Genomic DNA, 26,491 nt, shown 5'->3' with positions numbered 1-26,491 from the left:
GCCGGGGTCTCCCCACATTTGTAGCCGCGACCGTTTTCAGTGCGATTACTATGTGTGCTGCTGGGCGAGAATCTCCGGCGGGGCGCTGTAATTTAGTGTGCTCGGTCTAAACAGGGGCGTATGAGATTGCACCCCAAGAGCACTTCCTCTCTGCGGTCGGGGCGCCGCGTCGTCCTGCGTCCTCGCAATGACAAGGTGGGGGTGTTTCTCGGGGTTGTCATCGCGAGGAGGGCGCGCAAGCGACTGACGCGGCGATCTGTGCGTTCCATCAAAGCCGGCTGCTCCGAAATAGTGATGTACACGGTTTTCCGGATGCACTTCCTGAGAAAGACGGCCATACCCGGTTGGGGGCACCGGCTCCCTGGCTGGCGCCCATCCCTCCGAACAAAACAGGAGGCCCCGCATCCAACAGAAAACCAGGGACGAATGTGTTGTGAAACACGGTATAGTTTTGGCACAACATATTAAACAGAGCAAAAGGCCCCTGCGAGAAGGCGGTGCGTTCTTGCGTTTTACAGACGCGTTGCCTACTCTTTGACAGTACGTAGTCTTCTACCAGATACTCTGCGCTCTATCGACATATACCGATACGCACCCCCCATGGCTTGCTACGCCGCACCCCATGTGCACGGCCGCAAGCCGTTTGTACGTACCATCGATAACGCAGTCAGCCTGTGCTCATGACCCGACCTCCTGCCCGCCGGTTCATCCGTTGGATCGGCTTCCTTGGAACCGCCCTTCTCCTGTTTACGCTTACCACCACCGCCCAGGCACAGCTCGGACAGTCGTCCGCGCTCTTCCTGCGCATCGAACCCGATAGCCGGGGCGCGGGCATGGGCAACACCGGCGTGGCTATCGCCGATAACGCCAACGCCATGTTCTGGAATCCGGCTGGACTGGGGTTTCAGAACAATGCGCAAGTAGGAATTACCCATGCCAACTGGCTGCCCGAGTTCGACGCGGGGCTCTTCTATGAGTATCTTGTGGGGACCTACCACGTCGACGACATCGGTACCTTCGGTGCGAACCTCATCTTTCTGAACCTCGGAGAGCTGGAAGTGGTCGACGGCGACGGACAGGAAGTCCGCGTCGATAACGCGTTCGAAATGGCGGCCGGGCTCTCGTACGGGCGCCAGCTCAGCGAGACGTTTAGCGTGGGCGCAGGCGCACGCTTCATCTATTCGAAGCTGTCTGAGGGCGATGGCGACATCGACAGCGGCACCGCCACCACCGGTACGTTTGACCTGTCGGCGCTCTACCGCAGCAGGTCCTTTGACCTCTTAGGCGCTCCTACGACGTTCTCAGCCGGGGCCAACCTTGCAAACATGGGCACCTACATCCGGTACTCCGAGGAGAAGCAGGCCGTGCCTACAAACCTGCGTGTGGGATACGCCTTCACGTTTAACTTCGACGAGTACAACAGCCTCACGTTTGCGAACGACTTCAACCGCGAGCTCATCAGCGTCGACGAAGACGGCACGAACCCCGATCCATTCTACCAGTCGATCTTCAGCTCGTGGGGGGCGGTCCCCGGCGAGCGGCGTCCGGGCGATGACGAGGCATCCGAGCTGGGCGTAGTCGACCAGTTCACTATTGGCACAGGTCTTGAGTACTGGTATGCTGACCTGTTCGCTCTCCGTACCGGATACTTTTACGAGCATCCCGAGAACGGAAACCGGCAGTTTCTGACGTTCGGAGCGGGTGTGCGCTGGAATATCGTAGGAATCGACTTTTCCTACCTCTACACGCTCGAAGAAGATAACCCGCTCTCGGATACGTTGCGATTTAGCCTGTTGCTTTCGTTCCAGTAGATCCGTAGGTTCGTGGATAGCGTACGCCGCCCGGTACGGGGCCGGAGCAGATTCTTCGGACGTGTGCCAGGGCGGCCACACGCTCGGTGAGTAGCTGTCACGCAGCACTTTATCGTGCAGCCCCTGCCGTACAGCCCGCTGATCTGGTGTAATACATATTGAACGATCGCACCATCCACTTGTATTTATACGCCTCGTCGTCCACCTTACGGTGATTCCCAATTACACGCCCCTTAACGGTATGAAACGTTTCTACAGATACGCTACTGCTGCTTGCTGCCTTGTGCTCATGCTGAGCACGGGGCTCCTTGCCGCCCCCGCTACGGCCCAGTCGTCGTGGGGACCGGCCCCTGAGGCAGCCCCCGATGAGCGTACCTGGACCGACGAGCCCCGCACCTACGACGGCACTCCCCGCCTCGACGACCCCGCCTCCACCCGCACCCCCGACTGGGCGGACTCGGGGGCGTCTGAGTTCGAGAGCGGTATCGAGCGATACGATTTTGGGGCGGAGATGAACAACGTACCAACGCAGCCACCGCCAAACCCGGATGATCCTACACAGGAGATTCCTATTGATGGAGGGTTAAGTCTTCTTGCTTTGGCAGGAGCTGGATATGCAGTTAACCGGCTGCGCAAGCGTGGTGACGATGAGGACGATGAGGATACCATGCCGTAGTTATTCGGTTGCCGTTTGGTGAACTTCTACGAGAGCGTAGTTGCCTGAATGAGGGCTGCGCTCTTTTCTTTTCGGGGATGCGGGGCGTTGCGGCTACGTGATGGGCTGCTGCGAACAGGAAACGAGGTAGTTCTGTTGGAAGAGGGTCTTATTGCGGGCATTAAGGCAATCCATGCATGCTGGTTCGCTATTCCCGAAGCGCCACGCTGCAGAGTCCCCTCCTACTGGCGAAGCCGGAGAGGAGGGGGCCCGAAGGGCGGGGTGGTGCTTGACCGGGGAAAGATCCCGGGTCGTCGCTCCGCTTCGCCCGGGATGACTTGTGGTGTGGGAGGCGGTGCCTCGGAGTGTGAAACGCCACTCTCTTTTTCAGTCATGCTGAACGTAGTGAAGCATCTCAACGCCTTACGGTCGGGGCACCGCGCTCCCTTCGGTCGGTCGCAATGACGCGGTGAGGGCGTTTCCTGTTGCGATGATCTGCGACTTGCACATGCCCCGAACAGCACCGTCCAGGCCTCACACAATTCCATCCCTACCCACACCCCCTACAAAAATACACGTAGCATAGGATGGGTATTCCTTCAAATCCCATTACCAACTGTGAGGGGTACATTTGTGCAAGGTCTGTATGGAACGGTACGTTCTTTGTGCACTTAATACAGTAAGTCACAGAACGCTTGATTACGCCCCTGCAATCTTTTGGCAAAAGCACAAGATGAAGTGATAAAGCCACAGCAAAGGTTGCAGGTGTAAGCGCTACACGTTACATTAGCAATGTTGAACCCTACCGGCAGTCCCAGGCCGCTGCTAACAAACGTACACACAGCAACCTTTATGAAAGAGTATATAGCTGCTCTTTTAATGACCTCCCGCTCCTTCTGTCTAAAAGGCCCTTATGTTATGAACTATACCGATACGCGCCTCGCATCGCCACTGGCTATGAATCCACTCTCTTCGTTTCTGGGCAGCCTTCGTGCCCTCGTTCTACTCGTCGCGTTGGGGCTGTTTGCCTTTGTGCCTGGAGAGGCTCTGGGTCAGAATGCAACGTGTTACTCAATACCTTCAGGAGGGGGCACCATTGACTGGGATGATAGTGCTGCATGGTCTGACACGGATGGGGCAATATCGGGTGGGACCTGTAACGGGAATAATGGGAAAGGCTATCCCAATGAGAATGACAAGGCTGTCATCCAAGACGAATCACGCGTCAAAATCCCATCAGGTACTTTGGGGTTAGATTTATCATCTTCAGGTGAAGGACCACTCCATTCTATAGATATCCGAGGGGGAACTACGACGGAGGGAGACGGGGCAGCCCTCTTTAGTGGCAGTGGCACGGTGGATGTGACGAACGGAGTGGTTAACAATGCCGGTGGTCCGTCCAATGGACTATCCATACGTGTCGCCGGTGGGTCAAGTGGTACCCTCAATATAGGGGCAAACCTTGACAACACAGGTCGTGTGGAGCTGGCAAACAGTTCAGAACTTGACATATCAGGTAACATGAATGACATGTCTGGAACCATTGAGGGAGGAGGCTCCAGTTCTCAGATAATCGTTTCAGGGACGATCAATAACATGTCGGGCTTCATTGAAACGGGTGGGGGGGATCTCACTGTTGAAGGGCGTTTCGAGAATAAAGGGCGTATAGAGATGGAAGGAGGATCTCTCATTGCTAATGATCGCATTGTTAATAATAACGACCGAACTGTCACTAATGAGCGAATTAGGATAGGGTCAGGAGGCAGCTTAACAACTCCACTGTTCTTCGCTGAAGCGGGTTCAAATTTCGAACTGGGTGGTGGGACGGCTGATATAGATGGACTTACTATGCGAAGCGGCAGTGAAGGAGCTTCTCGTTTCGCCTTAGGTACTGACGGTGAGCTGACTATCCGAAAAGAAATGAATAGATCAGAAAACGCTGAATTTCGGGCTTCTGAAGGTAGTAGAGTTTTTTTCGATTTTGATGATGCTGATAAGAATCTCCCCCTCATCGGGTCATTCTTGGAAGACAATGCATTTCGAGATGTGGAGATTCGCCCAGGAACTACTCTTGACCCCAACAGCCAAATTCAAGTAGATGGTGACTTCAATGTCAAGGATACTGGCAGCTACGGTATTGATGACAGTGATGAGAATATCCCTGATGATGTAATATATGAGGGCACAAGCTTTACGATAGAAGAGGGGGGAAGCTTCTTTTCTGAGAGAGTTGTATTTGGGAGGAGATTTAACGATGACGAATCTAATGAAGTGGGTGTACAGGGAACCGTTTTTGCTGAAGTCCAAGTCACGAATAATGCAAAGGTTGGGCTGGCTGGCACATTTACGATAAATGGGAAGCTTGGAATTGCAGACGGTGTCTTAGCTATCCCAAGTGGACGTTTTTTACGTCTGACAAATGACTTGGATGTAGGAAATGATGGCGACATTGATCCAGGAGGTGGAACCATCATCTTCGAAGGTTCTGGCACGGAAACCGACAGCGGGAGCAATACCCAGACTGTGACTGGTGACACAATTATCAAGCTGGGAAATGTGACTGTTCAGAATAATTCAGAAGTGGGGGATGGCGACACCGAGGTTGACATCAGCATTAGTGGTGAAAGTGTAGAAGTGGGCGACCTTGAATTGAAGGAAGGTGTACTGGTCGACTCATCTCGACCGATACGAGTTGCAGGAGATATAACCAACGACGGTGGTGAAATCATCTTTGATGACCAGGCTGGAGCGAGCCAGCGCCGGATTATCCTTGATGGCTCGAGCCAGCAAACAATCTCAGGGGATACCCCATTCATTGTGGGTATCCTGGAAGTTGAGAACACTCGTGCACTTGACCTTACTCCCGCCGGAGTTCAGATTAATGATGTCGAGGTGAGAATTGAGGATAAGCTGGTGTTGACTTCGGGGCGGGTTCAGTCCAATGGAAATATAGTTCTCCGTTCAAGACCCGATGGACCGCTCCTGCGTGGCACGATTGAGTATAATACGGATGGGGGTGAGCTTCTCGGCTTTGTCGAAGACGAAGTTGTTGTAGATCGTTTCCTAGATCGAGATTCGGAGTCATGGTATCACATGACGGTGCCCACAGTCAGCGAAAGCTACAACTCATTCCTCCGGCAGGGAAATGCAAACAACCTTTGGATCCAGGGTCCAGCGAACTCGGACGCGCCAGCAGTAAACAATCAAGAGAATGGAAACCTCTTCACGTATGATCCAACCCTCAACACCGCGAACAAGGTGGATCGATGGGTGCCAGTAGATGATGTCACTAACAGCATATCTGCAGGTGCAGGATTTATTACCTATGTTTTCAGCAATGACGATCTCCGAGACGACAACAGTACAAGTGGGCTCCAAAAGGGCCTCAGTGTTACGGGGATACTTCAAGGAATGGATGATGCAAACAACCTTGATTCAAGCTTTGACTTTGCTCTCGATTACGATGATACTACCGATGGTTCTAATGAAGACGATGGTTGGAATCTGTTAGGAAATCCCTTCATGGCCAACCTCTCATGGGACGCCACAGATGGAGACAACAATCGGGTGATAACTCGTTCAAATGTGAACGATGTAATATACGGCTGGGATGGTACTGAATACAGAATCTATAATGGTCCTGATTCAGGTTTTGACGATCCGAGTAGTCCCAGCGGGGATTTTGAAACACAGGGGCTCATTCCACCCTTCCAGGCATTCTTCGTTCAGGCTACAGGTGCTAATCCCTCTGTAAGTATAAGTGACATCGGGGCGGCACAAGCAGACGGAAATCAGACCGATCCATTTTTCCAATCTGAAGGACCGCCTACATACCGTATTGCTGAATTGGGATTGAACATTGGTTCGATTGAGACGAGTACACGGCTCACCTTTCGCGAAAGTGGGGAGATCGGCCGCGATAGTCGCGATGGTCTTTTCCTGCGTTCATCGGGAAGCGGTAGCCAATCAGAGTCAGACGCCCTGCTTGAACTATACACGTTGCTTGAGGATGGTCTCGCCCTTGATGCGAACAACCTTCCGTTCAACCCTTCAGAATCTGTAGACATACCACTCGAGACAGTCCTCCGCGGATGTGACGGGAGTGACCCCTTTGTTGGAGATGTCACACTGTCAGCTAACCGTTTAGACAACATCCCAGAAGATTGGGGCGTGTTTCTGATCGATCAAGAAACTGGTGAGCAAGTTGCTGACCTGCGTGCTGAAGGAGGCTACACATTCACAATCGAGTCCGACACCCCAAGTGAGGAATGCGGCACCTCTTCGCTGCGCCTCGACGACTCGTCTCAGAACGGGCTTCAGCGTCCCATGCCGCAGAGTGTCCGCCACAACACCGAAGACGGCAGCACCCCCGACACCCGCTTCACCCTCACCATCGACCCCGAGGCCGGGCCGCTGCCCGTAGAGCTGAACAGCTTCCTCGGTCAGGTCGAGGAGCAGGATGCGCTGCTTGAGTGGGAGACGGCGAGTGAGACGGACAACGCCGGGTTCCATGTGCAGCAGAAGGTGCGTGATACCGAGCGCTTCGAAGACATTGCGTTCGTCGAAGGCGCCGGCACCACCGATGAGCCGCAGAGCTACAGCTTCCGCGTAGCTGACCTGCAGCCCGGCGAGCACACGTTCCGCCTCCGCCAGGTAGACCTCGACGGCACACCGACGCTCTCCGACCCGATTGACGTGCGCGTTGGCATGAGCGATGCCTACCAGCTGTCCACCTTCCCGAATCCGGTGCGCGACCAGGCTACGGTGCGCTTCGCGGTGCAGGACGCCCAGCCGGTTACGATTGAGGTGTACAACACCCTCGGTCAGCGGGTACGGACGCTCCTTGACGAAGGCGTAGAAGGCGAGAGCGTACGCGAGATCAGCCTCGACGCCAACGGACTGGCCAGCGGGCTCTACATCGTGCGCATGCGCGGTGAAGGCTTCAGCACCACGCAGAAGGTTACGGTTGTCCGCTAACGGCGCGGTCTTATACTTAAGACAATACCACATCGCCGGTGGGGCTCACGCCTCATCGGCGGTTTTTTTGTTGGGGTTTTTAGGGGTGGACGGGTGGATGTATGGGAGGGGGCTGCTGTGGTGGAGCGTGTAGATCGCTCCCCAGGAGTACTCGTTCGCTCCGCCCACAGCGCCGCAAAACACCCCCCACCTTGTCATTGCGAGCGACCGAAGAGAGCGCGGCAATCTCATGCGGTACTGTTCGGGGCAGACTGCCTTCGTGGGACGCAAAGATCGCACCCCAGGAGTACTCGTTCGCTCCGCTCACAGCGCCACGTCCGTCGCTCCGCTCCCTCCTCGCGACGACAAATCCGGCGAATGGTGCCACTGCCGACAGTTCCTGCCACCAGTCATCCCGGGCGGAGCGCAGCGAAGACCCGGGATCTTTCCCCAGTCAAGAACCACCCCTCCTTTCCGGGCTGGCGCCCGGTAGGAGGGGACGCTGCAGCGCGGCGCTTCGTGCTCCGAGGCAACGCCCCCACCAATGCGGGCCTGGCAAACGTGTGCTGGCAACGCGAGGAGCACTCGGAATGCGTTGAGAGTGCGCAGCGAGAGGCCGGGTGGGCGTTGCGAACGCCGCGGCGTCTTTGTATGATGAGAACACGTTTCCTCATAAATGATGTCCACCCGCATTCCCCTACCCCGACCATGATTAAACCCTTCCTGGGCGCTACGCCGCAGTACGATGCCACGAACTACATCGCGGAGACGGCGGTGGTGATTGGCGATGTGACCCTCGGTGCGAACGCCAGCGTCTGGCATCACTGCACGGTGCGGGGCGATGTGAACTGGATTCGCATCGGGGAGGCCTCGAACGTGCAGGACAATACGGTGGTGCACGTAACGCACGGCAGCGCGCCGACCGACATCGGGGCGTATGTGACGATCGGGCATGGGGCGATCATCCACGGGTGCACGATCGATGACACGGTGCTCATTGGCATGGGCGCGACGGTGATGGACCATGCGCAGATCGGATCGCACAGCATTGTGGGGGCCGGGGCGCTCGTTACAAAAGGCACCGAGGTGCCGCCGCGCTCGCTGGTGCTGGGCCAGCCCGCTACAGTGGTACGGGAGCTGACCGACGACGAGGTCGACACGATTCGTCCGTATGCCGACAACTACGTGCGCTACAGCGCAATTCACGACGGACGCGAAGCGCCGGATGCGAATCCGTACTACACGCCTCGGACCGACGAGGGGTAGCCTATGGCAAGCAGGCAAGCGCCCGAGGCGGTCGTGGTAGCAAATGCAACGGCGGGAGGCGGGGCGCAGGTGCCCCGGCTGCAGGCGTGGGTGGCGGATGCGGAGGCCGTGGACCTGTGCACGACGCACACCCTGAAAGAGGCGCGAGCCTGCGTCCGGGCCCACTGGGAGCGCGGCGTGCGGCGCTTCGTGGCAGCGGGCGGCGACGGCACCGTGCATTGCCTGCTGAACGCCCTCCACGCGGTGGGGCCGCTGTCTTCGTTGGAGGCGCTGGGCATTGTGCCGGTAGGGACGGGCAACGATCTGGCGCGGACGCTGCGGCTCCCCGAATCGCTTGCTGAGGCGCTCGACATGGCAGTCTATGGGGCGGCGCATCCGGTAGATGCGATCGACGTAGTGATGGCGGACACGCGTGTCCTGGCCCTGAACGTGTGCGCGGGCGGGTTTGGCGGATACATCGACAAGGTGGTGTCGGGCGATCCCAAATCGCTGCTTGGGCCGTTTGCGTACGTGATGGGCGCTGCCCGCGTGCTGCCTCGCCTGCGCCGCTACGACACGACGCTCACGCTCGATGGCGTGCCCGTGCGCACCGATCCGCTACTCAACGTGGTGGTGGCTAACGCGCAGTACGCCGCAGGCGGCGTCCACGTAGCGCCCGGCGCCGACCCGTGCGACGGGCTGCTCGACGTGGTGACGGTGCGGGCGGGGCGCACAGGCGCGGTGGCGGGCGTCATCGCACGGGTGCTTGGGGGCGACTACACCACGCATCCACTGGTCGACCACTATCGGGCGCGCCAGGTGCACATCGAGGCCGCCCCGCCGATGTGGTTCAACGCCGATGGCGAACTGCTCTCCAACGAGCCCGTCACGTTCACCGTGCGTCCGGGATGCCTCCCCGTTGCGCGTCCGCCCGAGGTCGAAAGAGAAGCGATAGCGCGCGACATGTAGCAATCCCGTTCCAAACCCACAGGCGGATGCAGGGTACAGACACACAGTGCAATTCCCTCAACCCTGCTATGCTGATGATCCGCCCCGTGCTCCGTCCTGTATTTCGCTCGTTCGCTGCGTTTGCCGTTCTCCTTGTTATTGCTGCCGGATGCACCGGCTGCGGGTCCATTCCGATCGCTGAAGAAGACGTGTTCATGCCGAAGCCGTCTATCACCCCGGCTACGTTTCAACAGGAGGGCGTAACGCTGCAGGAGCACACGATCATGTCGCCCGGCACGCAGCGCGACTCGGCTGCACTGGACGCCTGGTGGCTCGTGCCCGACGACGCCGAACCGGTCGTGCTGTTCTTTGGGGGCCAGGGGTTCTACCTGGTGCAGTCGAGTGGTTATGTGGATGCGTTTGCGTCGCTCCCAGCGCGGGCGCTGCTGTGGGACTACCGGGGCTATGGTAAGAGCGAAGGCGCGCCCGACGTGCGCACGGTAAAGCGGGATGCGCTCGCGGTCTACGACTACGTGGTGAACGAACTGGGGGTTGCCCCTGACCGGCTGGTGGTGCACGGGCACTCGCTTGGGGCGTTTGTGGCTACCTTTCTGGCGGAGCAGCGCACAGTGGGCGGCGTGGTGCTCGAAAACCCGGCCACGAACGTTAGCGAATGGGGCAACACGGTTATCCCGTGGTATCTGCGGGCCTTTATCGGGTTTGAGTTTGCGGATGCGCTGCGTCAGGAGAACAACCGGGCACGCATCGCCGACCTGCAGGGGCCACTTCTTATTGTAGGCGGGGCCAACGACATGATTACCGCGCCTGAGATGGCTGAGACGCTCTACGAAGACGCTACCACCTCAAGGAAGGAGCTGGTTATCGTAGAAGAAGGCGGACACAACGAGCTGTATGCCACCGAGGCGATGCAGGAGGCGTACCGGGCGCTGCTTGAAGCGGTGATGGAAGGGCACGCTGCGCAAGACGAAGTAGCAGGGGCCGGAGAATAGCGGGGTGATTGGTGCACCCTACCAAGGAAGCCCCGCCTGAACAGGGGCGTATGAGATTGCGTCGTCCTTCGTCCTCGCAATGACAAGATGGGGGTGTTTCCCCGCGCTATGCCTGTAGGCGTGTGCCCGGCGTGTACGGGAGGTGCTGCGATCCTTCCGCCTGCGGTGTCAGGATGACGTGTGTCGGAGCATGAAACGCCCCACTGCAAATTCCCCTCCTACCGGCGCAGCCGGAAAGGAGGGGTGCCCGAAGGGCGGGGTGGTGCTTTGCCGGACAAAGATTCCGGGTCTTCGCGCTGCTTCGCCCGGGATGACGTGTGGTGTTGGGGGATGTTGGCAGTGGCATCATTCCCTGGGTCTGTTGTCGCGGAATAGAAGAGGAGGTAAACGACCAACAAACAAGACGAAGCTGTGGTACTCAGTAGCTTGGTGACGTAGCATCTATACACCACCCCGCAAACAAACCGGCCCCCTGCCGAAGAGGCAGCGGGCCGGGCGTGCTTGTGTGTTACGGGTCTATTTGTGAAGGTGCGTTATGCGCGTCCGCGAAGCATGCCGTGCCAGTACATCTGCGGCAGGCCATATGCCTTGAGAGCGTACATGCTATAGCGCTCCTGGCTGGTGTCGAACGAAAAGCTTGGGTCCGGTTCGTTGTTATAGTCGAACTCGGCGAGCACCAGCTTGCCGTATCCGGTAACGAGGGGGCACGACGCGTAGCCGTTGTACTCCTTCGGATCCGCGATGTCGCCGTCGTGCATGAGCTGAAGGAGGTTGTTGACCACGGTGGGCGCCTGCTTGCGAACGGCAGCTCCGGTTTTGGCGTTGGGCGTGCTTCCGGCATCGCCTAACCCGAAGATGTTGTCGTACGTGTTGTGTTGCAGCGTGTGCTTATGCACATCAACCCAGCCATCTTCATTTGAGAGCGAACTCTCTTTGATGAAGTCGGGTGCGCTCTGCGGCGGAGTCACGTGCAGCATGTCGTACGAGACGACCTGCTCGGTAGGAGCGCTGTCGCCGCCGGTGGCGCGGAAGACCGCCTCGTTGCGGTCGGGACGAATCTCGATAAGTTCGCTGTACAGGTTCACGTCGATGCCGTAGCGGTTGACCACCTTACGGAGCGTGCGCGCAAACTTCTCGACGCCGAAGATAACCGTACCGGGCGTAAAGAACTGCACCGATACGTCGTCGAGGATGCCGCGCTTGCGCAGATGGTCGGCGGTCAGGTACATGATCTTCTGCGGAGCGCCGCCACACTTGATGGGCGTAGCCGGCTGCGTAAACAGCGCCGAGTCGCCGGGCTGCAGCTTCTGCATGACATCCCATGTGTCCTCGCAATACTCGTAGGCGTAGTTGCTTACCACACCTGAGCGGGGGTCTTCGATCGACTCGGCGAGTCCGGGAATGGCATCCCAGTCGAGCTGCAGACCTGGAGCAACAACCAGATAGTTGTACTCGACGGTCTCTCCGTTAGCGGTTGACACCGTATTGGCATCCGGATCGAAGGCCTGGGCGTAGTCCTGAATCCATGTAACGCCTTCAGGAATGAACTCGGCCATGGGCCGTTCAGAGATCTCCTTGTCGAAGACCCCGGCGCCCACCAGCGTCCAGATAGGCTGGTAGTAGTGCGTATCGGAGGGTTCGATGATCGCAATGGATTCGGGGGCGCGCTCCGCCTGTTGCAGTTGGGCGGCTACCGTGATTCCGGCAGTGCCACCGCCTACAATGACGACATCGTACTTGTGTTCTGTACTCATAGCGTTGAGTGACCTGGTAGTGAGGGCAAAAGGGAAGGTGTTGGGTATTGCAAATGCGGTGTTATATTTTAGCCCTTCAGTTTGCGGCCAAAGTGCTTACCAAAGGTTGTCAGGAAGCCGAGTGCGCGGCTTGTATCGGGATCGCGAAGTGCTTTGAAGAGGCCCCATATTCCGACCTTAGGCGGTTCGTCTCCGCACTCGCGTCGGCAGTCAGCGAGGGCATCACCGGCCTTACCGACAATCGATACGGCTTCGGGATCGAGTATGCCTGAGGTTTTAAGGGCGGTAAACTCATCGGAGGCCACAAAGGCGCTGAGTTCGCTCATGGCTTCGGCGGTGCGGCGCAAGACCAGTTCAGGATCGTGGCCTGAGGCTTCGGCGGCGCGATAGGCATCATCGAACATATCGACAACCATGTTTGCAAAGCCGGGCGCCTGGTCGGCGAGGTCGATGAGCTGGTCCACATCGTCCATGCGGTTGATGAGCCGCGTAAGCGTACCAACCGTTTCGGGCGCGGTGAGGCGCTCGGTAAGCTGCAGAGCAAGCTGCATCCGCTCATCGAGGTCCACGCCGTGTGCCTCGGCTGTACGATAGGTATCGTCGACCATATCGGTGACCATGTTAGCGGCCTGCGGGGCCTGGTCGACCGCTGTAGCGAGGCCGTCGACGGCCTCTTCGATTGCGTCGAGCCGGTCTAAGATGCGATGCAGCGCTTTCGTAGTCTGAGGGTCGTTGAGGCGCTCCTCAAGCGAGGCTGCGCCGTTGGTAGAAGCAGGAGATGTACTCATGGCATCAGGAGGGTGTGAGTAGGAGCGTGTGACAAGGGAGGATTCGGCAAAAGCGCTTCCGCGTCGAAAGCGATAATACGTGTCGAGCGTATCGGGGCCATGGAAGAAACAGCGGGAAACGGTGGCGAGAATCAGGGCAGCGAGGCATGCGCCATTAGACTATCGGACACGAACACCGCGTACAGTCCGCGCAGGTCGCCCGGCTCAAATCCGTATGCACGGTCGTCGGGGTATCCTTCCTTCACGAAACCAGGGCGGTTGGCTTCGGCGCCGTGGCAGGCCAGGCAGGTTTCCTCTACCGTGATGCGCTGGAAGAACCGTTGTCCTGAGGTGCCATTGAGCATCGTATCTTCGTGCCAGACACGCTTCAGATCAGGATTCTCAGCGAAGCGCTCGTGTACCGCGCGTGCCTCATCGTCGAGTGTATTATTGGGGTTGCGATTCCGGTCGGCCAGTTGCTGCACAACCCATCCGTTCGCCTGAGCCATCTGCTGCGCCCGGCGTCCGACCGGCTGGCAGACCTCAGCGAAGGTAGACCGGTCGACAGATTCCGGGTCATCGACCTGCTGAGCAAGTCCCGAGCGCATGGCATCGAGGCGTGCAATCTGCTCTTCCACCTGTTCCTGGGTTGGGGAGCGCTCATCGGTGTCGGGGGCGCTGGTGCAAGCAAAAAGCAGAAGCGGAGCGGCTATGAGCAAAAGTGCTCCTATTGCCGGTGATAAACGGGATGAGGCGGGGCAGTTTGTCGAGCACATAGCGGCATCCAGTCAGGGAGAGAGTTTGGGCACGCCTGCGAGTACGCACGCGGGGTACGCCGGGCAGTGCATGCATAACACCGTAGTCACAATTAGTTGTAGCTACAAGTGGTGCGGTTGTTTCGAGCGGTGTTTATAAAAAGTTGTCAGGCCTAATGGAAGAGGGGCGCTTCCCAGTGTTATGGACGTGGCGAGCGCGTGCACCACGATCATGTCTCTTTGCGGTCAGACCCCTTGCCAGACTCGTAGGAGGCTTGTAGAGCATGTCATGGTGAGCGGACGGCGAAGCCGGAGTCGAACCATCTCCTGCTCGGTAGGCAGGGGCCCACGCGTGCAAGGTCGTAGCGGACCTGTGCGTCCCGCCAAGGAAGTTCGCCCCGAACAGGGGCGCATGAGATTGCGTCGTCCTGCGTCCTCGCAATGACAAGGTGTGGGTGGTTCTTTCGGGGTTGTTATCGTGGGGAGGAAGCGCAGCGATCCATCCCCCTAAATCCCCCTCCGCCGAGGGGGACTTGATGGGTTCCTTCTGCGACCGTTCCTGCAGAAGTACCACGCTGCAGCGTCCCCTCCTACCGGCGCAGCCGGAAAGGAGGTGTGCCCGAAGGGCGGGGTGGTCCTGAGTTGGGCAAAGAGCTCGGGTCTTTGCTGTGCTTGGCCTGGGATGACGTGCGGTGGTGGGTGTTTCCCGGGATTGTCATCGCGAGGAGGGAGTTTGCGACTGACGCGGCGCTGTGAGCGGAGCGAACGAGTACTCCTGGGGTGCGATCTGTGCGTTTCACCAAGGAAGCCCCGCCCGAACAGAAACGCATGAGATTGCCACGTCGCTGGCGCTCCTCGCAATGACAAGGTGGGTGCGGTTCTTTCGGGGTTGTTATCGTGGGGAGGAAGCGCAGCGATCCATCTCCCTAAATCCCCCTCCGCCGAGGGGGATTTGATGGGTTCCTTCTGCGACCGTTCCTGCAGAAGTACCACGCTGCAGCGTCCCCTCCTACCGGCGCAGCCGGAAAGGAGGTGTGCCCGAAGGGCGGGGTGGTCCTGAGTTGGGCAAAGAGCTCGGGTCTTTGCTGTGCTTGGCCTGGGATGACGTGTGGTGTGGGGGGAAGCCAGCGTAAAAAGGATTAGCCGCCCAGCACCTGATCGATAAACGCATCGGTATCTTGCAGTGTGTCGAAGAGCACATTGGGATTGTACGACGAGAGGTCGTTACGGCTGTAGGATCCTGTGCAGACCCCGACTGAGAACGCTCCGATACCGCGTCCGCACTGAATGTCGTGCTGCGTGTCACCGATGATCACGACATCGCTACCAACGAAGGTGCGTCCGGTATGCTCTTTCGCGCGCCGCACAGCTACCGGTGGTAGATTGCGACGTTCGCCATCGTCTGAGCCAAAGGCGCCAAACGAGAAGTGTGGATCGAGTCCCACCGCTTTCAGCTTCCAGAAGGCGGTAGAGCGTATGTTGCCCGTGAGCAGTGCCAGCATTACATCCGACCGGTTGGAGAGGCGATCAAGCAGCGGCGGTACGCCGGGGATGAGCGTCACATCGTTGGGGTCACCGGTTTCAAGCACCAGCGATTCGTACGCCCCGATGGCCCGTGCGATGTTGGATGTGGTTGCAGCAACGCCATTCTGCGTAAGAATGTCGCGCATGATACCCGGATCGGTGCGTCCTGAGAACGTAATGTCCTCAGTCGAGATCGACCGGTCGAACACGTCCGAAAGCGCCTGCTCAAGGGCCTGGCGTCCAGACCCATTTGCATGAAGGAGGGTGCCGTCGATGTCGAAGAGCAAGAGTTTCATGGGCGCGCCATCTATGGTAGAGATACGTCTTATGTACGTGCAAGCTATGAATAAAAACCGTAAAAGTGAATTGATATACGGCTGTTGAGGCATTGTAACAGCTTAAGGAGACGACAAGCAGAGCGAAATGTACAGGTTCGTTGTAGCCGCAACGCGTGGCGAGTCCGTTATGTAAAAAGAACATACAGGCGGTAACTGAGACACGCGGTTGCCTCACCAGGTGCCAAGCGCATCTGGACACCAGATTTAACGAGAACGCTGCATCTGCCAGCCGATCGGGCTTGTGCATCCTTTCGAGAATCGATACGTTATCTGTGCTATACGCACTTGCCGCGTCCTCTATAGCCGTTATTGAAGAAAATATATGCCGGAAACCGAATCGATTTCGCTGCACGAGACCGCACGCAAACGGTATCTCAACTACGCATTATCCGTTATTACCAGTCGTGCGCTGCCTGACATCCGCGACGGACTGAAGCCCGTGCAGCGGCGCATCCTGTATGCGATGTTTACCAACTTGACCCTCTATCCTGACGGGCGCCACCGCAAGAGCGCCACTATTGTAGGGGAGACGATGGGGAAGTACCATCCCCATGGCGACACCGCCATCTATGACGCGATGGTGCGCATGGCGCAGGACTTCTCGCTGCGCGCGCCGCTGGTCGACGGACACGGCAACTTCGGCTCGCTCGACGGCGATAATCCCGCCGCGATGCGTTACACCGAGGCCAAGCTGCAGCCCCTGGCCATGGAACTGCTCACCGAGTTGCGCCAGGACACGGTGGAGTACCGCGATACGTTCGACGGTACGCTCCAGGAGCCGGTCGTGCTGCCCGCCAAGGTGCCCAACATGCTCGTGAACGGGGCCAGCGGCATCGCGGTCGGCATGGCCACGAACATCCCGCCGCATAACCTGGGCGAGGTGGTGGATGCGGGGCTCCACCTGATCGACGACCCTGATGCCTCTGTTGAGGCGCTCTGGCAGCATGTAAAGGCGCCCGACTTTCCTACAGGCGGAGCCATCTTGAATACCGAAGAGGAGCTGCGCGAGATCTACGCCACCGGCAAGGGCACCATTGAGATGCGGGGCAGCTACCGCATGAAAGGCAAGACGCGCGCGATTATCGAGTCGGTGCCGTACGGGGTAGATAAGAGCAAGATCGTGGAGTCGATCGCCGACCATATCGCCGATGAGAACGTGCCGCAGCTCTCAAACGTGCGCGACGAGTCGACCGACGATGTGCGCATTGTGCTTGAGCTGAAGCGCGGCTCCGACGCCGAGGCAGCTATGGCCTATCTCTTCAAGCACACGCAGTTGCAGCATCGCTTCCACGTGAACATGACGTGCCTGGTCCCGACCGAGCGGGCCGACGTGGGCACGCCCGAGCGCGTGAATCTGCGCACCATTCTGCAGCACTTCTTGCAGTTTCGGTTGCAGGTCGTTACGCGGCGGCTGAAGCACGAGCTGCAGAAGCTGGAGAAGCGCATCCACCTGCTGGAAGGCTTCGAGACGATCTTCGACGCGCTCGACGAAGCCATCGCTATGATCCGTGCCTCCACCAATAAAAAGGATGCGCAGGACCGACTCACCCGCCGGTTCGGACTCGACAACACCCAGGCCGATGCGGTGCTCGACACGAAGCTCTACCGCCTGTCACAAATGGAAATCGAGGCGATTCGCGACGAATTGGAGGCCAAGCAGACGCGTGCCCGCGAAATCCGCACCCTGCTTGATGACGAATCTGCGCGGTGGGATATGGTGCGCGACGAACTGCAACAGGTAAAATCTGATTACGCAGACGACCGCCGCAGCGAGATTCGCGGTCCCGATGCCGCCATCGAGTACACCGAGGCCGATTACATCATCGAGAGCGACGCCTACGTCATCGTGACGCGCGACGGCTGGGTGAAGCGGCAGGGCTCGTACTCCGACATTGAATCGATTCGCGTGCGTGATGGCGATGAGGTCGGCTGGGTGCTTGAAGGATCGACGCGCGCTACGGTGGGCTTCTTCACGAATTACGGCACCTGCTACACCGTGCGCATCAACGACATTCCGAGCACCACCGGCTATGGCGATCCGGTGCAGAAGCTCTTCTCGTTCGACGATGGCGAGCGCGTGGTGGGCGTGGTGGGCTTCGACGCCCGCGTGCTGCCGCCGGGGCGTCCGGAGGAGCCCGACCAGCAGCAACTCTTCGACGAAAACGGCGTGGCTGAGGACGAGGAGGCGCATCCGCCCTACGTGGTGGCCATCTCGAAGACAGGGCAGGCCACGCGCTTCACCGTTGAGGGATTCATGGAGCCGTCCACCCGCGCCGGGCGCATGTTTATGCGGCTGGAGGGGGACGACGAGGTCGTGCGTGCCATGCTGGCGCAGGGCCACGAGCACGTCTGCGCCGCTTCGCACGGCGGACGCGTGCTCATCTTTCCGGTCGAGCAGGTATCGGTCTACAAAGGACCGGCGAAAGGCGTTATTGGCATGCGGATCCAGGATGATGATCGCCTTCTGGGGGCTACGCTGTCGGATGCGGCACGTGAGGGGCTCGTGGTGGTCACCAACAACGGACGTGAGGAGATTGTGCGCACGACCAAGTACGACATCACCAATCGTGGCGGCAAGGGTCACATTGTCATCAAGCGCGGTTACTTTGCGGAGGTGCACTACGAGCCCATTGAGGTGAAGGTGGATTGAGCGGGCTTCTTGCTCGGTTGGCAGATGCCTGACGGGGTGCGAGGTGGTGCCCGGCATGGGGGAGATCCTTCGGCTGCGCTCAGGATGACAGCTTACAAACGACTGTCATGGTGAGCGAGCGGCGAAGCCGGGAGTCGAACCATCTCCTCCACCGTTGGCAAGCACCTGCGGGATGTGATGCCTACTCGCTACACGTACGGGCCCTGGATCGTCTGCAGCGTGGGGTTCTGGCGGCGGATGAGCGCCAGCTTCTTCGCGCGGGTCCACCGCTTGAGCTGTTTCTCGCGACGCAAGGCCTCATCAATGTCCGCATACGGCTCAGCGTAGATCAGATCGGTCACGTTGTAGCGCTTCGTGAATGCGCTTCCGGTGCCGTCTTGGTGGACGTGCACGCGGTGGGCCAGATTGCCCGTCACCCCGATGTAGAGCACGGTGCGGTGCCGGTTGCTCATGATGTAGACGTGGTACGTGCGGGCCATCGCGTGGGGCAGCCGTTGCTGACGGAAAGCGTGGAACGACATGACCCGACACGCCCGCAATCGTAACGTGCCACGACCCGCACCGTGGTGTCATGGTGAGCACGCAGAGCCCCGACGCAGGAGCCCCGACCGCTGCCGGGTGGTAGGCCGTGCCGGGCATGTAGGAGATCCTTCGGCTGCGCTCAGGATGACAACTTACAAACGACTGTCATGGTGAGCGCCCTGACCGGAGGGAAGAAGTGCTTTTAGAGTGTAAGCGAAGCGCACCGAACCATCTCCCACTCCGTTGGCAGCCGCCTGGCGGGATGCGAGGCGGTGCCGAGCGTGCGGGAGATCCTTCGACTCGGCTGCGCCTCGCTCAGGATGACAGCTTACGAACAACTGTCATGGTGAGCGTAGCCGAACCATCTCCCGCTCATGTGGCGGGCGCCTGGCGGGCTGTGTTGAGCGCGGGGGAGATCTTTCCTCCGACAGGAGTCGGAGCGACATTCGTCGGACGGTGCTCAGGATGACAGCTTACGACCGGCTGCGTGCTGTGAAGTTCCTCGTTATGGAGAAACTGATTATTGGTTCAAGGATGATAATGTCCAAGTATATGGATAATTAAGTAAGAAAGTAGAAAGGTAGGTGTAGAGTACAAAGGTTTTCTTTGTACTCATAGTTCTTTTTTTGTTTTAGAGGCTTCCGTTTGTTGTGTAGTACAACTGTAACATAAAATTCATATCCCTATTAGGAACAACTACGCCGCTACCTTCAACAGTATCATAGCCTTCAAAGAAGTCGTCTTTACCATTCATAGACTCATGGTACTCATTTGTGAACCTATTTGGATTATCTTCTCCTTCTACTACGTTAGCAAAAGAATTAGTCTTAAGATACTCATTTGGAGGACGTATAAGGTTACTTGGAGTTCCTTGATCCTTAAAATATACGTAGTTAATGTTCTGCGCTGTTTGAACATCTTCATCTGGAGATCTAGCTCTAAGAGCATTACCTATTTCCGCGAAGTCTCCTTCCCTCACCTCTACATCGTATGGGTACTCTGCACTTATGATTTCTACTGCGTCTCTCCACTTTTGCAGTTCCTCATCAGGAACAGCATTATCTGAGTTGAGGACTTCTGTTGAGATGTATGTAATCATGTTGTTTAGTTCTTCTCCATCTAATTCTCGAGGTATGAAGATTCCGCTTCGATTGTCTTCGGGGTCGTTGACAGCGAACGCATACGTATCCACTGTGTTCTTTCCTTCAGGGCTAACACTTGGCATGAGTTGTACTTGTAGTTCTTTTAGGTCTTCTATCTCACTACTTGGTATGATGATGTTTGGAGATGCGTCTGGGTTGTCAGCTGTTGGTCCTGCTGCGTAGTCGACTTGTCGAGGGATTTCTCCTCCTTTCCAGTCTTGTGGGATTGGTTGTCCGGGTATGTCTTGTCCGAGTTGTTCGTTGTATGCGCTGAATCGTTGGATGAAGTCCGTGCTTCCTTCATTGTTTAGTTCCACGCTGTATCCGTCCATGACTCGTAGTGTGTCTCCTTCTGGGTTGAGTGCGTACGTTGTCCCGTCGATTGTTGCAGTTACTTCATCTGTGAGTTGTGGTGCGTCTCCTGCTTCGTATTGTTGTTCTCCGACGACTCGTTGTGTGATGACTGGTCGTTTCATCGCGTCATCCAGAATGCCCACATGCTCGGCGATGTTATTGACAAACGTCGCATTCGGCGCGCCGAGAAAGGTCACGTCGTAGTCTTGCCCCTGCTGGGTCTGCCCGCCGTCGAAGGTATTTAGCACCACCGCATGCGCGGCCTCGCCTTCGATGTGCAACTGCCCGCCCACGCTGGCGGTATTGCCCACCAGCTTGCTCGCTTCCAGGCGCACCGTGCCGGCCGGCGCGGTTGCCCCCGACGCCACAAACAGCCCGCCGCCCGCTTCGGTCGCGGTGTTTTGCAGCAGTTGGATGCGCCGGAGCTCCACATCTGCGGGCGGGTCCTCAACGAGGATGCCCCCGCCACGCCGGGCCTGTCCGTTCTGGAAGGCCACGTTCAGCGCGCCCCCACCGTAGAACCGCACCAGCCCGGTCTGCCCCTGCCCGTCGAGGGTCGTCGCGTCCGTGTCCGGGTCGATGCTCGACGCCGTAGTCGGGTTCGGGAACGGGTCGAAGTCCTCCGCCTCATCGGCGCCCGGATAGCCGCCGATCAACTGCGCGGCGGTATGCAGGCGCTCGGTGAGCAGGTAGCGTCCCTTCTGCAGCTTGATGGTATCGCCGAGGCCCGCCTGGTCGGTGGCATCTTCGATGGAGGCGGCGTCGGCCCAGCTGGAGCCGCTGCCGGTGCCGCCGGGCGCGGCAAAGTAGGTGGTTTGTGCTGCAGCGGGGGCGGTGCCCATCACGCAAAGCACGAGCGCCCATCCCAGCATCCATACCGGGCGGAGCCATGCAAGACGACGGGACGTGCGGGTCGAAAGCATACGGGTAGCAAACCGAGTAGCAACCATGATAGGAGCGAGCGTGCTATGGAAAGAGGTTCGGGATGTAGGCATGAGATCGGAGGGATCTGTGCGTGGTGTGTTGGGGATGGTTGTTGGGGCGTGTCGGCGGTGCCGGGCGTGCGGGAGATCCTTCGGCTGCGCTCAGGATGACAATAGTGACAACAGGTCGAGAGGCGTATCTGCTACCGCACAGCGCTTGCTACCGCAGAGCGCTTGCTACCGCACAACGGTGAGGCGGCGGGTGTAGGCCTGGCCCGCCTCCGTTGTCATGCGCAGCACATACGTGCCCGAGGGCACCTCCAGCGTCCAGTCCGTCTGCGCGTGCCCATCGCGCAGGCGCACCGTGCGCTGCTGCACGCGGCGGCCCAGCAGGTCGTAGAGCGCGACCTCCGCCTCAGTGGCCTGCTCGGGCCCAGCGACCTGCACCGTCACCGCCCCATCGGTCGGATTCGGCCAGGCGTGCACCCCGGCCTCCGGGCGATACGGATTCTCCGCCTCCAGTTCGGCAATGACGGCGCGGGTGCCATCCAGGTCCGTCTGCACCACGCGGTAGTGTAGCTTCGGCCCGCGCACGTCCAGCTCCGTGTCGGTGGCCGTGTAGGTTTTCGGCTGGTCGGTGGTGCCGCGCCCCTGGATCTCCGCAATGGGCGTCCACTGCGCGGCATCAGAATCAACGGGGGCCTCGTCATCGGAGGCCGCTTCGTTCACATCCACGGTGAACCCCGCGTTGTTGGTTTCGCTGTAGACGGCAAATCGGATCTGGGCGGTGGGGTTGCTGCCGCCGCTGATCTGCAGCGAGGCCTCCGCCAGTTCCACCGGCAGCGGCGTGCCGATCGCGCCCGCGGCCCCCATCGCCGGATCGTCGGGGTCGAGCGCCTCGCCGTAGAGATTGATTTCGTCGCCGACAAACGACGGATCGGCGCGGTAGGCGTTCTGCGGAACGTGCTCGTCATCGAGGGTGCCCAAGGTCCCATCGGCCCCGGCGGGCGCGAGGTAGTTCGGGTCCTCATCAAACGCCGCCGTGCCCGGATACGTCCCGGTTACGTGATTCTCGCCCAGCGTCTGCGCTGACGCTGCGGGCGCAAGCAAGCCTCCTCCAATCAGCACGGCCCCGGCCAAACCCACGCGTGCTGCGCGGGGGGCCACTGCACAGCCAAGGGAGCGCAGCAACGTGAGAACTTGAAGAGCAGGCGAGAGGCGGCGCGCTGTTGCAACGAGGCGAGCGAGCACGCTGGGGGACGCATCGGTTGTAGCAGCAGTCATAGCAGCACATTGAGCTGTTTAAAGTGACGCTCCAGCGCGGGTCGTCTCAGCGCGATCGCCGCAGGAGATACGACGGGCTGGACGCGACGAGCTGGAGGCAACGATTTGTCAGATGTTTACATAGAATAAAGTAGGCGATATGTTGTTTATGTGCAAGCGCGCACTTGTAGAGCTGTATGCGTACAGGGCCGCAAGTGAGAGATCGTGCTGAAGGTGCGGGTATCCGCCGGGTGCGAAGTGGTGCCCGGCATGGGGGAGATCCTTCGGCTGCGCTCAGGATGACAGCTTACAAACGACTGTCATGGTGAGCGAGCGCAGGGCCCTCCAGGCCCGAAGCGCGCCGAACCATCTCCTGCTCAGTTAGCAGATAGTTCCTCGCCTTGCCCCGCTTGCGTCTTCGTCATGCATCATGCTAATCACCGTCCGATGAGTCCACAGGAAGTCTACAGACGGGGCAGAGCCCCTAAACAAATGCGTCACAAGGCAGAGTATCTGTTTAGCGGGCTTCAATGATCGCCCGGGATATCCGCACCCCAGGAGTACTCGGTCACTGCGTTCCCAGCGCTTCGCTCCTGATCCCGGGCTAAGGGGACCCATAGCCGGGGACCGCTCGCGTCCCCGGTGCCCTATCCGGCGAATGCTATCGAAACTGAACGCGTACCGGGCTACAAGTCGCTAAACACGCACAGGCAGAGCCTTGCGACGAGCGATAACCGGGTTGAAGTGGTCCCATTTTTGCGGATCCGATACAGCTTTCATACTACAACGCTGGACGACATTCGGCGATTAATCTCACAGTATCACAGGAAACCTGTCCGGTCGCATGCCCCCGGCCACCAGTCATCCCGGACGTGATCCGGGATCTCCTCCTCTCACTCGAAACCCGTACCGCTGGGGGCGTATCCTTCTGCGCTGCGCCGGACAGGCGGACCTGAAACGAGAGCTCGACTTGTGCGATTGGAGCCCCAATGCGGCGATGGAGCCCGCGCGGTGCGCATCCGTATGTCGGGATGGCACGATGATTCGCATCCCCCTGTATTCTGACTCACACGAACAGACGGTTCATGGCAGATACGACGACGTACACCGGCAAAGATATTCAAGTGCTTGAAGGGCTGGAGCCGGTGCGTAAGCGGCCCGGCATGTATATTGGTGGTACCGGCAAGCCCGGGCTGCATCATATGCTGTGGGAGGTGGTGGATAATGCCGTTGATGAGGCGACGAATGGCTATGCGTCGTATATCGACGTGGTGCTGCATGAGGATGGCCAGAGTATGACGGTGCGCGATAACGGGCGGGGGATTCCAGTGGATACGCATCCGGAGAAGGGCATTTCGACGCTGCAGTTGATTCTGACCACGCTCCACTCGGGCGGCAAGTTCGACGGCAGTAATTACATCACGTCGGGCGGACTGCACGGGGTGGGGGCGTCGGTTGTGAATGCGCTGTCGGTGGAGATGGTGGCGACGGTGAAGCGCGATGGCGGGGCGTTTCGGCAGCGGTACCGGGCGGGGACTCCGCTGGGGGACGTAGAGCAGATTGAGGACGACCCACACGGCACCGGCACCGAGATCTTTTTTCGTCCGGATTCGGAGATTTTTGAGTCGACCACGTTCGATCCGGCCTGGATCAGGGAGACGCTGGAGGTGAAGACCTTCCTGAATCGGTCGCTCAAGATTGTGTTCAAGGACGAGGTGAACGACGAGCGCCACGTCTTCCAGCATGAGGGCGGCATCGTGGAGTATCTTGAGCACATCCTGGAGGATCTGCAGGTGGCGCCGATCCACGACGATGTGTTTTCGCTGGTGGATGACGACTTTGAGGGCGACGGGCGGCTGGAGGTGGCCTTGCAGTGGACCGATGCGCCGAAGCCGAAGATTCTGTCGTACGTGAACGGCATCCCCACGCAGGATGGCGGCACGCACGAGCAAGGGCTGCGCCGCGCGGTGCGCACTACGCTGCGGGCGTACATGGACACCCACGATCTGGTGCCGCACCGGCTCGACATTGCCAGCGATGACACCCGCGAGGGGCTCGTGGCGATTGTGAACCTGTTTCATGTGGACCCGCAGTTTCAGGGGCAGACAAAGGACAAGCTCAACAACCCCGAGGTGCGCTCGCAGGTGAGCAGTTCGGTGCGTGTGGAGCTAGAGCAGTACCTGAACGACCATCCGACCACGGGCGAGGCCATTGCGACGCGTGTGATTCAGGCGGCCAAGGCGCGGAAAGCCAGCCGCAGCGCGGCCTCGCGAGCCCGCAAGAGCAGCAGCAGTTCGCGGCGCCTGAACCTGCCCGGCAAGCTGGCCGACTGCTCATCGGACGTCCCCAGTGAGTGCGAGCTGTTTATCGTAGAGGGCGACTCGGCGGGTGGGTCGGCCAAGCAGGCGCGCGACCGCGCCACGCAGGCGGTGCTTCCACTCCGCGGGAAGGTCCTGAACGCCGAGCAGGCCTCGCTGAAGCGGGTGCAGAACAACAAGGAGCTGTCGAACATCGTACAGGCGCTGGGATGCGGCCTGGGTGAGGGCTTCAACCTGAACCATCTGCGCTACCACAAGATCATTCTCTTGATGGATGCGGACTCGGACGGCCACCACATCTCAACCCTGCTCCTGACGTTCTTCTACCGCTATCTGACGCCGCTGATTGAGGGCGGCTATGTCTACATCGCCCAGCCGCCGCTCTACCGCATTGATGCGGGCAAGGAGACCCACTGGGCCCTCGACGACGCCCAGCGCGATGCGATCATCGAGGAGATCAAGAGCGACGGACGCAATCTGAATGTCGATATTCAGCGCTTCAAGGGTCTGGGCGAGATGATGCCGAAGACGCTCAACGCCACGACGCTCGACCGCGATAAGCGCCGCCTCCTGGAGGTGACAATTCCGGATACGGAGCGCCTGCACACGGAGCAGACTATCACCGACCTCATGGGCCGCGACACCTCCGCCCGCTTCAACTTCATCATGCAGCACGCGACGGAGGCGGATGAGTTGGATGTGTAGGGGGCTCCGCACGAATATTCCGATCTTGCCCGACACGACGGTGTTCGACAGAGGGACCTGGAAGCGTTGAGCATTACGGTGCTCCGCTTCACGACGAAAGATGTCCTGCAGGCACGGCATCCCGTCGTTGAAGCTATTGCGGGGCGGGTCGCTGAGCGAGTGGACTTGGAGTCTCATTTGCGAGGAAACCCCTCCATCCTACCCTTCCTCCCCTCGAGGCATCTGTTTAGCGGGCTTCAACGATCGCCCAAGATATACGCTTCGCTCCTGATCTCGGGTTACGGAGAGGTACGATGTTGGGCAACGCCCATAGCCGGGGCTCGATTACATCCCCGGCGGTCTTTAGTCTCAATTGCTATCAGCACCTCTCGCTGTCGGGGTGGGAAGTTGCTAATGCAAGGTCAACCCGTCTGTTTGGAGTAGTTTAGGTTACAGGCTTCATGCCTCCCCGCGGTCCTCTCCACGACATGGAAATGGACCCCGTGTAGGAAGCCCGTTGGGCCTCGAAGAAGTGGGCCGCCCGGACGAAGCCCGGAGGGACGCGCCCAAAATTGATCGTGTTTAAGCGAGCTTCGCGAGTGAGTTTGATCAATTTTAGCGGACCGAAGGGCGCAGTCAGGCCCAGTTCTTCCAGCCCTGATCTTTTTGGTTCGTTTTTAGCTCCCTACGGTCGTGAGTCGCTTCGCTCGTCTGCATCAAGGCAAAAATGAACGTGCCCCTCCAAGTTGGACGCGGCACCTTGTGCTACACACTCAAAAGAACATCTTGAGTATACACTAAACACACCCTACCCGGGGAAGAGGGGTATTTAGGGGAAAGGATTAGGATTAGCCGTCGCTAGGAGGCTCAAA

The 26,491-nt window shown here is 59.0% G+C and carries 15 protein-coding genes; 8 read left to right on the top strand and 7 right to left on the bottom strand.

Features of this window, described 5'->3' with window-relative positions; all coding sequences use genetic code 11:
- Positions 1–680 precede the first annotated feature (680 nt).
- The 6 genes from porV (at position 681) to ACZ48V_RS11320 (ending at position 10,625) form a co-directional block, all read left to right on the top strand.
- The gene (porV, locus tag ACZ48V_RS11345; protein ID WP_464539230.1) at positions 681–1,811 is read left to right on the top strand and encodes a type IX secretion system outer membrane channel protein PorV; all 1,131 of its coding nucleotides are present in this window, start codon (positions 681–683) and stop codon (positions 1,809–1,811) included.
- 289 nt (positions 1,812–2,100) lie between these two features.
- Positions 2,101–2,487 (top strand): PID-CTERM protein-sorting domain-containing protein, encoded by a 387-nt coding sequence (locus ACZ48V_RS11340; RefSeq protein ID WP_464539228.1) that lies wholly within the window; start codon positions 2,101–2,103, stop codon positions 2,485–2,487.
- 1,458 nt (positions 2,488–3,945) lie between these two features.
- Positions 3,946–7,443, top strand: coding sequence for a T9SS type A sorting domain-containing protein (locus ACZ48V_RS11335; protein WP_464539226.1), 3,498 nt, complete (start codon positions 3,946–3,948; stop codon positions 7,441–7,443).
- Positions 7,444–8,130: 687 nt separating this feature from the next.
- The gene (locus ACZ48V_RS11330) at positions 8,131–8,688 is read left to right on the top strand and encodes a gamma carbonic anhydrase family protein (RefSeq protein WP_464539224.1); all 558 of its coding nucleotides are present in this window, start codon (positions 8,131–8,133) and stop codon (positions 8,686–8,688) included.
- 3 nt (positions 8,689–8,691) lie between these two features.
- The gene (locus ACZ48V_RS11325; protein ID WP_464539222.1) at positions 8,692–9,636 is read left to right on the top strand and encodes a diacylglycerol/lipid kinase family protein; all 945 of its coding nucleotides are present in this window, start codon (positions 8,692–8,694) and stop codon (positions 9,634–9,636) included.
- 68 nt (positions 9,637–9,704) lie between these two features.
- Positions 9,705–10,625: an alpha/beta hydrolase gene (locus ACZ48V_RS11320; protein WP_464539220.1), complete on the top strand. Its 921-nt coding sequence runs from the start codon at positions 9,705–9,707 to the stop codon at positions 10,623–10,625.
- A gap of 533 nt (positions 10,626–11,158) precedes the next feature.
- On the opposite strand, the gene ACZ48V_RS11315 is transcribed toward ACZ48V_RS11320, so the two are convergent.
- From ACZ48V_RS11315 to ACZ48V_RS11300, 4 genes are all read right to left on the bottom strand, one after another.
- A complete protein-coding gene (locus ACZ48V_RS11315; RefSeq protein WP_464539218.1) occupies positions 11,159–12,379 on the bottom strand; it encodes an NAD(P)/FAD-dependent oxidoreductase in 1,221 nt (406 codons plus the stop codon).
- 68 nt (positions 12,380–12,447) lie between these two features.
- Positions 12,448–13,167: a helical membrane plugin domain-containing protein gene (locus tag ACZ48V_RS11310; RefSeq protein ID WP_464539216.1), complete on the bottom strand. Its 720-nt coding sequence runs from the start codon at positions 13,165–13,167 to the stop codon at positions 12,448–12,450.
- 131 nt (positions 13,168–13,298) lie between these two features.
- A complete protein-coding gene (locus tag ACZ48V_RS11305; RefSeq protein WP_464539214.1) occupies positions 13,299–13,865 on the bottom strand; it encodes a Tll0287-like domain-containing protein in 567 nt (188 codons plus the stop codon).
- Between the two features lie 1,175 nt (positions 13,866–15,040).
- Positions 15,041–15,721 (bottom strand): HAD family hydrolase, encoded by a 681-nt coding sequence (locus ACZ48V_RS11300; RefSeq protein ID WP_464539212.1) that lies wholly within the window; start codon positions 15,719–15,721, stop codon positions 15,041–15,043.
- 364 nt (positions 15,722–16,085) lie between these two features.
- Between ACZ48V_RS11300 and ACZ48V_RS11295 the strand changes: the two genes are divergently transcribed.
- Entirely contained in the window at positions 16,086–18,413 is a 2,328-nt protein-coding gene (locus tag ACZ48V_RS11295) for a DNA gyrase/topoisomerase IV subunit A (protein ID WP_464539210.1), read from the top strand.
- Between the two features lie 188 nt (positions 18,414–18,601).
- On the opposite strand, the gene ACZ48V_RS11290 is transcribed toward ACZ48V_RS11295, so the two are convergent.
- The 3 genes from ACZ48V_RS11290 to ACZ48V_RS11280 all read right to left on the bottom strand — a co-directional run bounded on the left by ACZ48V_RS11290 (position 18,602) and on the right by ACZ48V_RS11280 (position 22,638).
- The gene (locus ACZ48V_RS11290; RefSeq protein ID WP_464539208.1) at positions 18,602–18,934 is read right to left on the bottom strand and encodes a GIY-YIG nuclease family protein; all 333 of its coding nucleotides are present in this window, start codon (positions 18,932–18,934) and stop codon (positions 18,602–18,604) included.
- Positions 18,935–19,566: 632 nt separating this feature from the next.
- Positions 19,567–21,426: a hypothetical protein gene (locus tag ACZ48V_RS11285; RefSeq protein ID WP_464539206.1), complete on the bottom strand. Its 1,860-nt coding sequence runs from the start codon at positions 21,424–21,426 to the stop codon at positions 19,567–19,569.
- 165 nt (positions 21,427–21,591) lie between these two features.
- Positions 21,592–22,638: a T9SS type A sorting domain-containing protein gene (locus ACZ48V_RS11280; RefSeq protein ID WP_464539204.1), complete on the bottom strand. Its 1,047-nt coding sequence runs from the start codon at positions 22,636–22,638 to the stop codon at positions 21,592–21,594.
- 1,064 nt (positions 22,639–23,702) lie between these two features.
- On the opposite strand from ACZ48V_RS11280, the gene ACZ48V_RS11275 reads away from it, so the two are divergent.
- Positions 23,703–25,640, top strand: a complete 1,938-nt coding sequence (locus tag ACZ48V_RS11275) for a DNA gyrase/topoisomerase IV subunit B (protein ID WP_464539202.1) — start codon at positions 23,703–23,705, stop codon at positions 25,638–25,640.
- The last annotated feature ends 851 nt before the right edge of the window (positions 25,641–26,491 follow it).

This window comes from Longimonas haloalkaliphila, assembly GCF_055379825.1.
The sequence above is the reverse complement of the archived record's forward strand: the minus strand, read 5'-3'. Positions and strand labels throughout refer to the sequence as shown.

Coding starts and splice junctions, on each gene's coding strand:
- ACZ48V_RS11310 (WP_464539216.1), bottom strand. CDS start 13,167: ATGAGTACATCTCCTGCTTCTACCAACGGCGCAGCCTCGCTTGAGGAG.
- ACZ48V_RS11295 (WP_464539210.1), top strand. CDS start 16,086: ATGCCGGAAACCGAATCGATTTCGCTGCACGAGACCGCACGCAAACGG.
- ACZ48V_RS11280 (WP_464539204.1), bottom strand. CDS start 22,638: ATGACTGCTGCTACAACCGATGCGTCCCCCAGCGTGCTCGCTCGCCTC.
- ACZ48V_RS11325 (WP_464539222.1), top strand. CDS start 8,692: ATGGCAAGCAGGCAAGCGCCCGAGGCGGTCGTGGTAGCAAATGCAACG.
- ACZ48V_RS11315 (WP_464539218.1), bottom strand. CDS start 12,379: ATGAGTACAGAACACAAGTACGATGTCGTCATTGTAGGCGGTGGCACT.
- ACZ48V_RS11340 (WP_464539228.1), top strand. CDS start 2,101: ATGCTGAGCACGGGGCTCCTTGCCGCCCCCGCTACGGCCCAGTCGTCG.
- ACZ48V_RS11320 (WP_464539220.1), top strand. CDS start 9,705: ATGCTGATGATCCGCCCCGTGCTCCGTCCTGTATTTCGCTCGTTCGCT.
- ACZ48V_RS11275 (WP_464539202.1), top strand. CDS start 23,703: ATGGCAGATACGACGACGTACACCGGCAAAGATATTCAAGTGCTTGAA.
- ACZ48V_RS11330 (WP_464539224.1), top strand. CDS start 8,131: ATGATTAAACCCTTCCTGGGCGCTACGCCGCAGTACGATGCCACGAAC.
- ACZ48V_RS11300 (WP_464539212.1), bottom strand. CDS start 15,721: ATGAAACTCTTGCTCTTCGACATCGACGGCACCCTCCTTCATGCAAAT.
- porV (WP_464539230.1), top strand. CDS start 681: ATGACCCGACCTCCTGCCCGCCGGTTCATCCGTTGGATCGGCTTCCTT.
- ACZ48V_RS11290 (WP_464539208.1), bottom strand. CDS start 18,934: ATGTCGTTCCACGCTTTCCGTCAGCAACGGCTGCCCCACGCGATGGCC.
- ACZ48V_RS11285 (WP_464539206.1), bottom strand. CDS start 21,426: ATGCCTACATCCCGAACCTCTTTCCATAGCACGCTCGCTCCTATCATG.